This is a genomic window from Micromonospora sp. AMSO12t (assembly GCF_008806585.1).
Classification (GTDB): domain Bacteria; phylum Actinomycetota; class Actinomycetes; order Mycobacteriales; family Micromonosporaceae; genus Micromonospora; species Micromonospora reichwaldensis.
In genome coordinates this window covers 1-10390 of sequence record NZ_WAAS01000231.1, presented here as the reverse complement: position 1 = coordinate 10390, position 10390 = coordinate 1, and the positions used below count along the sequence as shown (strand labels likewise).

General features: G+C 73.2%; 12 protein-coding genes. 6 read left to right on the top strand and 6 right to left on the bottom strand.

Features of this window, described 5'->3' with window-relative positions; genetic code table 11:
* Positions 1-252: hypothetical protein (locus tag F6X68_RS33675; RefSeq protein ID WP_192581541.1), on the bottom strand; the 252-nt coding region annotated here is incomplete at its 3' end.
* Between the two features lie 235 nt (positions 253-487).
* Between F6X68_RS33675 and F6X68_RS25545 the strand changes: the two genes are divergently transcribed.
* Genes F6X68_RS25545 through F6X68_RS25535 form a run of 3 tightly spaced genes read left to right on the top strand, consistent with a single transcriptional unit; the run spans position 488 to position 3106 of the window.
* On the top strand, positions 488-1339 hold the full coding sequence (locus F6X68_RS25545; RefSeq protein ID WP_151456663.1) for an ABC-2 family transporter protein: 852 nt from the start codon (positions 488-490) through the stop codon (positions 1337-1339).
* A complete protein-coding gene (locus F6X68_RS25540; RefSeq protein WP_225852421.1) occupies positions 1332-2147 on the top strand; it encodes an ABC transporter permease in 816 nt (271 codons plus the stop codon). Before F6X68_RS25545 ends, F6X68_RS25540 begins: the two co-directional genes overlap by 8 nt.
* Entirely contained in the window at positions 2144-3106 is a 963-nt protein-coding gene (locus F6X68_RS25535) for an ATP-binding cassette domain-containing protein (RefSeq protein ID WP_225852420.1), read from the top strand. The genes F6X68_RS25540 and F6X68_RS25535 overlap by 4 nt, the downstream gene beginning before the upstream one ends.
* 82 nt (positions 3107-3188) lie before the next feature.
* Here F6X68_RS25535 and F6X68_RS25530 read toward each other — a convergent pair whose 3' ends face one another.
* The 3 genes from F6X68_RS25530 to nadA all read right to left on the bottom strand — a co-directional run bounded on the left by F6X68_RS25530 (position 3189) and on the right by nadA (position 6638).
* Positions 3189-3797, bottom strand: coding sequence for a DUF3043 domain-containing protein (locus F6X68_RS25530; RefSeq protein WP_151456662.1), 609 nt, complete (start codon positions 3795-3797; stop codon positions 3189-3191).
* A 73-nt stretch (positions 3798-3870) separates the two neighbouring features.
* Entirely contained in the window at positions 3871-5226 is a 1356-nt protein-coding gene (gene murA / locus F6X68_RS25525; protein ID WP_151456661.1) for a UDP-N-acetylglucosamine 1-carboxyvinyltransferase, read from the bottom strand.
* Positions 5227-5438: 212 nt separating this feature from the next.
* Entirely contained in the window at positions 5439-6638 is a 1200-nt protein-coding gene (gene nadA, locus F6X68_RS25520; RefSeq protein ID WP_151456660.1) for a quinolinate synthase NadA, read from the bottom strand.
* Between the two features lie 68 nt (positions 6639-6706).
* Here nadA and F6X68_RS25515 point away from each other — a divergent pair, with 68 nt between their 5' ends.
* The 3 genes from F6X68_RS25515 (at position 6707) to F6X68_RS25505 (ending at position 9526) form a co-directional block, all read left to right on the top strand.
* A complete protein-coding gene (locus tag F6X68_RS25515; protein WP_151456664.1) occupies positions 6707-7846 on the top strand; it encodes a glycerate kinase in 1140 nt (379 codons plus the stop codon).
* Between the two features lie 163 nt (positions 7847-8009).
* Positions 8010-8378 (top strand): iron-sulfur cluster insertion protein ErpA, encoded by a 369-nt coding sequence (gene erpA / locus F6X68_RS25510; protein WP_091104634.1) that lies wholly within the window; start codon positions 8010-8012, stop codon positions 8376-8378.
* 170 nt (positions 8379-8548) lie between these two features.
* Positions 8549-9526: a carbohydrate kinase family protein gene (locus tag F6X68_RS25505; protein WP_151456659.1), complete on the top strand. Its 978-nt coding sequence runs from the start codon at positions 8549-8551 to the stop codon at positions 9524-9526.
* 113 nt (positions 9527-9639) lie between these two features.
* On the opposite strand, the gene F6X68_RS25500 is transcribed toward F6X68_RS25505, so the two are convergent.
* Together F6X68_RS25500 and F6X68_RS25495 are read right to left on the bottom strand one after the other, a co-directional pair.
* Entirely contained in the window at positions 9640-9873 is a 234-nt protein-coding gene (locus F6X68_RS25500; protein WP_151456658.1) for a sulfurtransferase TusA family protein, read from the bottom strand.
* A partial coding sequence (locus F6X68_RS25495; protein WP_151456657.1) for an aminotransferase class V-fold PLP-dependent enzyme occupies positions 9870-10390 on the bottom strand: 521 nt, incomplete at its 5' end. The genes F6X68_RS25495 and F6X68_RS25500, both read right to left, overlap by 4 nt.

Here is a 10390-nt window from a genome sequence, read left to right as displayed (position 1 = left end):
GCGGCCCGGACCACGGCGGTGATGTGCAGCGAGAGCGTCTGGTGGCGCTGCCACCGGCGGCTGATCGCCGACGTCGCCGTGCTGGGGCGCGGCGTGCCGGTGTCCCACCTGATGCCGGACGGCCGGCGCGTGTTCGACGCCGATGTCGCCCGCGTAGCGCTGGCCGGGGAACTGCGGATGCCACTCGGTGGTGGGCTCGATCATCCAGGCCGGTTCGGCGGAGTCGTGCCAGTGGTCGTAGTAGCGGCTCATCCGGTTGCCCCGTCGCCACGGAGGGTAGGCGGAACGCCCGGTGCCAGCCGCCGGGGAGCGGGCGCGCCCGGGTGCCCGGCTGGCGTCCGTCCGCTCACGGCGGCGCCCCGGTGGCCGGCCCGCGTCCGCTCGCTCACGGCGATGTCACCTCGTTGGAAATTGTCGCGCTGGGCGCTCCACGTGCCGGTAGAGTCGCCCCTCCGGTACGGCGTGGCTGCGGAAGGAGGGTAGCGGCGTGGGCTCGCTCACCGCCACTGTGGCACCGCCCACCACCCCAAACGTTATCCTATGGTTCCGGACATTTAAGGCTATAACCGGATCAGGCTTCCGACGTTACGCCACGTACCGGCAGGCATCGGTGGCGGGCGTCGTGACCAACACGGTCTTCGGCTTCCTGCGGTGCTACGTCCTGCTCGCGGCGGTCGGCGCGGCCGGCACGGTGGCCGGGTACGACCGGGGGCAGCTCGCCACCTTCGTCTGGGTGGGCCAGGGCCTGCTGGCGGTCGTCCTGCTCTGGGGCTGGACCGAGCTGGCCGACCGGATCCGCACCGGCGACGTCGCCAGCGACCTGCTGCGGCCGGTGCACCCCGTGACCAGCCATCTCGCCGCCGACCTGGGTCGCGCCGGCCACGCCGCGCTGGTCCGGTTCCTGCCGCCGGTGCTGGTCGGGCCGCTCTTCTTCGAGGTCCACGTGCCCCGCCGCTGGGCCACCCTGCCGATCTTCGCGTTCTCCGCCGTCGTCGCCGTGGTCCTCTGCTTCGGCTGCCGGTTCCTGGTCAACGCGACCGCGTACTGGTTGCAGGACGTCCGGGGGCCGGTGATCCTCTGGACCCTCGCGTCGGGCGTGCTCGCCGGGCTCTATTTCCCGCTGCGCTTCCTGCCGGAGTGGCTCCAGCTCGTGCTGTGGCTGGGCACCCCCTTCCCGAGCCTGCTCCAGACCCCGCTCGACGTGCTGGTCGAGCGGGACCCGACCGGCACGCAGGTCGGGCTGGTTGGCCTCCAGCTCGCCTGGGCGGTGCTGATTCTGGCCGCCTGCCGGCTGGTGCAGCGGCGCGCGGAACGCCGCCTGGTGGTGCAGGGTGGCTGAGGCGTCGGGCGGGGCGCTGGCCGCGTACCGGGCGCTGCTCGGCGCGCAGGCACGCGCGCAGACGGCGTACCGGACCTCCTTCGTCATCGACGTGGTCGGCAACGTCGGGTCCACCGTCTTCGACGTGCTGACCGTGCTGGTGATCTTCGGGGTCACCCGGGAGCTGGGCGGCTTCACGCTGCGCGAGACGCTGGTGGTCGTCGGCCTCTCGACGTGCGCGTTCGCCGTCGCCGACCTGCTGGTGGGCAACATCGAGCGGCTGCCCCGGTACGTGCGCACCGGGCTCTTCGACGCCGTGCTGGTCCGCCCGCTCGGCGCCCTGCCCCAGCTGCTGCTGATGGACCTGCCGCTGCGCAAGGTGTCCCGGGCGGTCTTCGGGATCGCCGTGCTGGTCGTCGCGGTCGGCTCCGCCGGCGTCGAGTGGACCCCGGCGCGGGCGCTGCTGGTGGTCCTCGCCCCGCTGGCCGGGGTGGTCTTCTTCGGGTCGGTCTTCGTGGCCACCGCCACCGTCTCGTTCTGGTGGGTCGACTCGGGTGAGCTGGCCAACTCGGTCACCTACGGCGGGCGGGACTTCGCCTCGTACCCGGTCACCGTCTTCGAGGGCTGGTTCCGCGCGGTGTTCGCGTACGGCCTGGGCTTCGCCTTCGTCAGCTACCACCCGGCGCTGGCGCTGCTCGGCCGCGCCGACCCGCTCGGCCTGCCGGCGTGGGTGGGCTTCACCGCGCCGGCCGTCGCGCTGGTCGCGGCCGTCGGTGCGGCGGCGGCCTGGCGCACCGGGGTCCGCCACTACCGGAGTACGGGGTCGTGAGCGACGACGTGATCGTGGTCGACGGGCTGCGCAAGGAGTTCACCGTCCGGGTGCGCACCGGCCGGCTGCGGCGGGAGAAGCGGCGGGTCACCGCCGTGGACGGGATCGACCTGCGGGTGGCCCGGGGCGAGATGCTCGGCTACATCGGGCCCAACGGTGCCGGCAAGTCGACGACGCTCAAGATGTTCACGGGCGTGCTGACGCCTTCCGCCGGCGAGGTACGCGTGTGCGGCCTGCGCCCGGTGGCCGAGCGGACCCGGCTCGCGCTGCGCGTCGGCGTGGTCTTCGGCCAGCGCTCGCAGCTCTGGTGGGACCTGCCGCTGGGCGACTCGTTCGCGCTGCTGCGGCACGTCTACCGGGTGCCGGCCGCCGCGCACGCCGCCCGGCTGCGCCGCTGCCGGAGCCTGCTCGACCTGGATCCGTTCCTGGACACCCCGGTAAGGCAGCTCTCCCTCGGGCAGCGCATGCGCGGCGAGCTGACCGCCGCGCTGCTGCACGGCCCGGAGGTGCTCTTCCTCGACGAGCCCACCATCGGCCTCGACGTGGTCAGCAAGCAGGCGGTCCGCGGCTTCCTCGGCGAGCTGGGCCGGGCCGGGGACACGACGCTGGTGCTCACCACGCACGACCTGGCCGACATCGAGCGGCTCTGCCGGCGCCTGGTGGTGGTCGACCACGGGCGGGTGGTGCACGACGGGTCGATCGCCGCGCTGCACGAGCGGTACGGGTCGCGCCGGCTGCTCGTCGCCGACCTGGACGCACCGCTGGCCGAGCCGCCGGTGCTGCCCGGCGCGCCGCTGCAACGGCAGGAGGCCGACGGGCACCGGCTGGTCTTCGCGTTGGAGTCGGCGGGGGTGGCCGAGGTGGTGGCGGCCCTGGCCGGGCTGGGCGCGCTGCGGGACGTCTCGATCGTCGAGCCGGACATCGAGGACGTGGTGGCCCGGCTCTACCGGAGCCGCTGACGCCGCCGCGAGGCCAGCCGCCGAGGCCGTGACGGCGACGGCCCCGTACCGCGCTGCGGTAGGGGCCGTCGGTGCGGCAGGCTCAGACCGGGTCGCCGATGTTTACCCGGGGCGCGGGGGCGCGCATCCGGCGGAACGTGATCGACCGCATGATGGCGTAGAGGTAGAGCGAGCCCATCCGCTGCCCGGTGTTCGGGAAACGCTCCCCGACCAGCTTGCGGATCTTGCGCGAGATCAGGAGCGAGTCGACCACCACACCCAGGGCGAGCGCGCCCCAGAGGATGTTGGAGACCAGGCGGACGACCGGCGGCATCGCGGCGTTCGAGCCGATCAGCACGATCAGCGCCCCACCGAAGAACCAGGTGCCGACCGTACGCCGGGAGTCGACCACGTTGCGGGCCAGCAGCCGCTCCGGGCCGCGGTCGCGGGGACCGCCCTCACGACGGAACTCCTCCGCCGCCTCGGCGCGCAGCTGGCGCTTGCGCTCCCGCTGCTCCTCCTTGGTCAACGGCTTGGTGGCCGCGGCCGGCCGACGGCCGGCGGTGGGCCGCTTCGGGGTGGCCTTGCCCAGCTCCTTCTTGCTCGGGGTGTAGCCCCGGGGCTGGGCAAGCGTGGACTCCTCGTCGGGGGTCACCGGGGTGACGGCCTCGTCGACGAGGTCGGAGGACTTGCGGCGAAACAGCGAGGGCACGCGGAAAGGGTAGCCAAACGACGGCGCCCGGTGCACATCGCGGTGCACCGGGCGCGTACGGGAGTGGTCGACGTTACGGGCGCTCGACGTGCGCGCCCAGGTCGGCCAGCTTCGCCTCGAAGTCCTCGTAGCCCCGGTTGATCAGGTCCACGCCGTAGACCCGGGAGGTGCCCTCGGCGGCCAGCGCGGCGATCAGGTGGCTGAAACCGGCCCGCAGGTCGGGGATGACCAGGTCGGCGGCGTGCAGCTTGCTCGGCCCCGCGATCACGGCCGAGTGCTTGAAGTTGCGCCGGCCGAAACGGCACGGCGTGCCGCCCAGGCAGTCCCGGTAGACCTGGATGTTGGCGCCCATCGAGTTGAGCGCCTCGGTGTAGCCCAGCCGCTGCTCGTAGACCGTCTCGTGGACGATGGACAGGCCCCGGGCCTGGGTGAGCGCCACCACCAGCGGCTGCTGCCAGTCGGTCATGAAGCCCGGGTGCACGTCGGTCTCCAGCGCCACGGCGTGCAGCTCGCCGCCCGGGTGCCAGAACCGGATCCCGCCCTCCTGGCCCGGGTCGCCCAGCTTCGGCGGCCGGGCGTCGGTGACCTCGTACTCGCCGCCGACGGAGCGGAAGATGTTCAGGAAGGTCATCATGTCGGCCTGCTGCGCGCCGAGCACCTCGACGTGGCCGCGGGTGGCCAGGGCCGCCGCCGCCCAGCTCGCCGCCTCGATCCGGTCCGGGATCGGTCGGTGCGTGTAGCCGTGCAGCTTCGGCACACCCTGGATCTCGATGACCCGGTCGGTGTGCACCTTGATGATCGCGCCCATCTTCTGCAGGATGCAGATCAGGTCGATGATCTCCGGCTCCACCGCGGCGTTGCGCAGCTCGGTGACGCCCTCGGCCATCACGGCCGTCAGCAGCACCTGCTCGGTCGCACCGACGCTCGGGTACGGCAGGGCGAACTTGGTGCCGTGCAGCCCGTTCGGCGCCGACAGGTGCAGCCCTTCCGGGGTCTTCTCGACCGTCGCACCGAACTCCCGCAGCGCCTGGAGGTGGAAGTCGATCGGGCGCGGCCCGATGTGGCAGCCCCCCAGGTCGGGGATGAAGGCGTGGCCGAGGCGGTGCAGCAGCGGCCCGCAGAAGAGGATCGGGATCCGGCTGGAGCCCGCGTGCACGTTGATCTGGTCCGTGCTGGCGCTCTCCACGTTCGCCGGGTCGAAGACGAGCTCGCCGTCCTCCCCGCCGTCGGTGACCTTGACCCCGTGCAGGCCGAGCAGGCCCCGGACCACCTCGACGTCGCGGATCTTCGGTACGTCGTACAGCCGGCTCGGGCTGTCACCCAGCAGGGCGGCGACCATCGCCTTCGAGACCAGGTTCTTCGCGCCGCGCACGCGGATCCGCCCTTCGAGCGGGGTACCTCCGTGTACGACCAGGACGTCGTCGGTCAACGCAACCTCCAGCGCGTCGGTGCTGCCGTGTTGATGGTGGGGCACACGATTGTCATCGCTACCCGGAATGCGGCCATGTCGAAACGGCCCGCGTGAGTCGTCGCACCGGCAGCATAGCCCTCGGTGACGATCATGGACCCGGTCACATCGTCCCTGAGGGTACTTATCGGTGATCGGGCCCTTTTCCGTGCCAATACGGCTACGGAGGGTGATCAGCCCGCTGCGGGCGGCGGGGTGTCGGCCCCGGGCAGGGCCAGCATCTTCTCCAGCGCCACCCGGGCGTGGTGCGCGGTGTCCGGGTCGACGGTGATCTGGTTGACCAGCCGGCCGGCCACCAGCTCCTCCAGCGCCCAGACCAGGTGGGGCAGGTCGATCCGGTTCATGGTCGAGCAGTAGCAGACGGCCTTGTCCAGGAACATGACCTGCTTGTCCGGGTGGGCCAGCGCGAGCCGGCGGACCAGGTTCAGCTCGGTGCCGACCGCCCAGGCCGAGCCGGCCGGGGCCGCCTCGATGGCCTTGATGATGTATTCCGTCGAACCGACGAAGTCGGCGGCGGTGACCACCTCGTGCCGGCACTCCGGGTGGACCAGCACGTTCACCCCCGGCACCCGCTCCCGCACGTCGTCGACGCTGTCCAGCGTGAAGCGGCCGTGCACCGAGCAGTGCCCGCGCCACAGGATCATCCGCGCGTCACGCAGCTGCTGCGGGGTGAGCCCGCCGTTGGGCTTGTGCGGGTCGTAGAGGACGCAGTCGTCCAGCGAGAAGCCCATCTCCAGCACCGCCGTGTTGCGACCCAGGTGCTGGTCGGGGAAGAAGAAGACCTTCGACCCCTGCTCGTACGCCCACTCCAGCGCCCGCTTCGCGTTCGACGAGGTGCAGACCACGCCGCCGTTGCGGCCGACGAAGCCCTTGATGTCCGCCGAGGAGTTCATGTACGTCACCGGGACGGTCTCCGCCGCGATGCCCAGTTCGGTGAGCACGTCCCAGGCGGTCTCGACCTGCGACAGCACCGCCATGTCCGCCATCGAGCAGCCGGCGGCCAGGTCGGGCAGGATGACCTTCTGCGCGTCCGAGGTGAGGATGTCGGCGCTCTCGGCCATGAAGTGCACGCCGCAGAAGACGATGTACTCCGCGTCGGGCCGGGCCGCCGCCTCGCGGGCCAGCTTGAACGAGTCACCGGTCACGTCGGCGAACTGGATCACCTCGTCGCGCTGGTAGTGGTGCCCCAGCACGAAGACCTTGCTGCCCAGCGCCGCCTTCGCCGCCGTCGCCCGGGCCACCAGGTCCGGGTCGCTGGGCGCCGGCAGGTCACCCGGACACTCGACGCCGCGCTCCGTGGCGGGGTCGCTGCCCCGGCCGAGCAGCAGCAGTGCCGTCGCGGTGTTGGAGGGTTCCACCCAGGTCGAAGTCACGTGCCCCATGGTCCCACAGTGCGGCCTCGGCGCAGCCTCCAGCGGTGTGTGCTGCCACACTGCTCGACATGCGCGTGCTGCTCTGTCCGGACAAGTTCGCCGGCACCCTGCCGGCCCCGCAGGTCGCCGATGCCGTGGCCACCGGCTGGCGGGAGGTCGCCCCCGGCGACGACCTGCTCGTGCGGCCCCTGTCGGACGGTGGGCCGGGCTTCATCGACGTGCTCTCCGACGCCCTCGGCGGACGCCGGATTCCGGTGCCGACCGTCGACCCGCTGGGCCGCCCGACGACCGGTGAGATCCTGCTCACCGACGGCGGTGCGACCGCCTGGCTGGAGAGCGCCCAGGCGTGCGGGCTGCACCTGCTCGACGCGGCCGAGCGGGACCCGAAGACCACCTCCTCGTACGGGCTGGGGGTGCTGGTGGCCGCCGCCCTGGAGGCCGGGGCCCGGACGGTCGTGATCGGGCTGGGCGGCTCCGGCACCAACGACGGCGGCGCGGGCATGCTCACCGCGCTCGGCGTGACCCCGCTGGACGCCACCGGCCAGGCACTGCCGTACGGCGGGGGCGCGCTCGGCGCGGCGGACGCCCTCGACGGCGCGCCCCGGCTGCGCGACGCCCGCCTGGTGGCCGCCACCGACGTGGACAACCCGCTGCTCGGGCTGCACGGGGCCAGCAACGTGTTCGGCCCGCAGAAGGGCGCCGACCGGGCCGACGTGCTGCTGCTCGACGCCGCGCTGGAGCGTTTCGCCGCCGTGCTGGAGCGGGACCTGCCCGGCTGCCCCGAACGGCTGGGCGCGCTGCCCGGCGGCGGCGCGGCCGGCGGGCTGGGCGCGGCCGTCCTGGCGCTGGGCGGGCACTGCGAGTCGGGCATCGGCCTGGTCACCCGGGCGATCGGGCTGGACGTCACCCTCGACGAGGTCGACCTGGTGATCACCGGGGAGGGCTCGTTCGACCACCAGTCGCTGCGCGGCAAGGTGGTGGCCGGGGTGGCCGGCGCCGCCCGGGACAGGGGCGTGCCCTGCGTGGTGGTCGCGGGCCGGGTGAGCACCGGGCGGCGGGAGGCCGGGGCGGCCGGGGTGACCGACGCGTACAGCCTGGTGGAGCACTTCGGGGGCGAGGAACGCGGCGGGCTGGCCGCCGCGATGGAGCGCCCGGCCGAGGGGCTGCGGGCGCTCGGCACCCGGCTCGCCCGGCAGTGGAGCCGCTGACCACGGCCGGTGCGGAGGCGCTCCGGGCGGCGGCCCTGGTCACGCCGGACGGGTGGGGCCGGCCGTGGCGGCGTACCATCGGATCTGGACCACACCGGGAATGGCTGGGCGACAGGAGATGTTGGCCAGTGCGTCCGGACCCAACCGCGCAGGGAGATTTCACGTGACCACGCCAGCGCAGACCGAGTCGACCGAGGCCAAGGCCCCCACGTCCGTCGTCCTCACCGACGTCGCGGCGCAGAAGGTCAAGGCCCTGATCGAGCAGGAGGGCCGCGACGACCTGCGGCTCCGGGTCGCCGTGCAGCCGGGTGGCTGCTCCGGCCTGCGGTACCAGCTCTTCTTCGACGAGCGGTCGCTCGACGGTGACGTCGTCACCGACTTCGACGGTGTCGAGGTCGTCGTCGACCGGATGAGCGCCCCCTACCTGGCCGGCGCCACCATCGACTTCGCCGACCGGATCGACGCCCAGGGCTTCACCATCGACAACCCCAACGCGGGCAACTCCTGCGCCTGCGGTGACTCGTTCAGCTGAGCCAGACCTCCGCTGACCACGGCGGGGCCGTCCTCCGGGGCGGCCCCGCCGTCGTCTTCCGGTCGGAAACGAGCCGTCGGGAAGATGACCCGGGGCCGACCGACCGGTCATCCTGAGGGGGCCGGGCCGGTAGGCTGACCGGCGCCCTGCTCCCGACCCCGAGGGTTGACATGAAGATCGCCGTGACCGGCTCGATCGCCACCGACCATCTGATGAGCTTCCCCGGTCGCTTCGCCGACCAGTTCATCGCCGACCAGTTGCACAAGGTCTCGCTCTCCTTCCTGGTGGACGACCTGGTGCTGCGGCGTGGTGGGGTGGCGGCCAACATCGCCTTCGGCATGGGGCAGCTCGGCCTGCGCCCGGTCCTGGTCGGCGCGGTCGGCGCGGACTTCGCCGACTACCGCTCCTGGCTGGAGCGGCACGGCGTCGACTGCGACTCGGTGCACATCAGCGAGGTGGCGCACACCGCCCGGTTCGTCTGCACCACGGACACCGACATGTGCCAGATCGCCTCGTTCTACGCCGGGGCGATGAGCGAGGCGCGCAACATCGAGCTGGCGCCGGTGGCCCGCCGCCTCGACGGGCTGGACCTGGTCCTGGTCGGCGCGAACGACCCGGAGGCGATGCTGCGGCACTCCGCCGAGTGCCGGGAGCGCGGCTACCGGTTCGCCGCCGACCCGTCCCAGCAGCTCGCCCGCATGGACGGCGAGGACGTCGTCGGGCTGATCGAGGGCGCCGAGTACCTGATGACCAACGACTACGAGAAGTCGCTGCTGCAGAGCAAGGCCGGGCTGACCGACGCGCAGCTGCTCGACCGGGTCAAGGTGCGGGTCACGACGCTGGGCAAGGACGGGGTGGAGATCGCCGGGCGGGACTTCGACCCGATCCACGTGCCGATCGCGCGGGAGACCCAGGCGGTCGACCCGACCGGCGTCGGCGACGGGTTCCGGGCCGGCTTCTTCACCGCCCTCTCGTGGGGGCTCGGGCTGGAGCGGGCTGCCCAGGTCGGCTCCCTGCTCGCCACGCTGGTGCTGGAGACCGTCGGCACCCAGGAGTACGAGGTCCGCCGCGACCTGTTCGTCAAGCGCCTGGCCGAGTCGTACGGCGACGTCGCCGCCGAGGACGTCCGCCCGCACCTCGTGCCGTGACGTGACACCGGCGCTGGTCGCGTCGCCGGGGCCGCCGGGGGTGGTGAGGAACACCCCCCGGCGGCACGCCGGGAACGGCGACGTGGTGCGGGTCGGGCCCCGCGCCACCCGGGTCAGTGGCGGCGGCGGACGTCGAAGGCGGGGCCGTCCGGGCCGGTGACCGTGCCGAGGAACTCGTGGCCGCGCATCCGGCACCAGGCCGGGATGTCCACCGCCGCGGCCGGATCGTCGGCGAGCACCCGCACCACCGTGCCGACGGGCAGCTCGGGCAGCCGCCGGGCCGCCGCGATCACCGGCAGCGGGCAGCGCTGACCGCGGCAGTCGAGGATCTCCGCCGGCGCCGTCACAGCCCCACCACCCCGGCCTCGGCGCGCAGTCGCGCCACGACGCCGGGCAGTTCGGTGAGGAACCTCTCGACGTCGGCCTCCGTCGTCTCCCGGTGCAGCGAGACCCGGACGTTGCCGTGCGAGAGCACCCCCATCGCCTCCAGCACGTGCGACGGCCGCAGCGTCGACGACGTGCACGAGGAGCCCGAGGAGACGGCGAACCCGCGCCGGTCGAGCGCGTGCAGCAGGGCCTCGCCGTCGACGTAGAGGCAGGAGAAGGTCACCAGGTGCGGCAGGCGGTGGTCGGGGTCACCCACCACCTCCACGTCGGGCACCTCGGCCGCCACCCGGTCCCGGATCCGGGCCACCAGCGGCGCCAGCCGGGCCGCCTCGGCCGCCGCGTCGGCCGCCGCCGCGCGCAGGCTCGCCGCCGCCGCCACCACCGCCGGCAGGTTGAGCGTGCCCGGCGTACGCCCGGCCTCCCGCTCGTCGGCCGGCCAGGGCGACTCCCAGCGGGTGCCCTTGCGCACGACCAGCA

Coding starts and splice junctions, on each gene's coding strand:
- F6X68_RS25505 (WP_151456659.1), top strand. CDS start 8,549: ATGAAGATCGCCGTGACCGGCTCGATCGCCACCGACCATCTGATGAGC.
- F6X68_RS25515 (WP_151456664.1), top strand. CDS start 6,707: ATGCGCGTGCTGCTCTGTCCGGACAAGTTCGCCGGCACCCTGCCGGCC.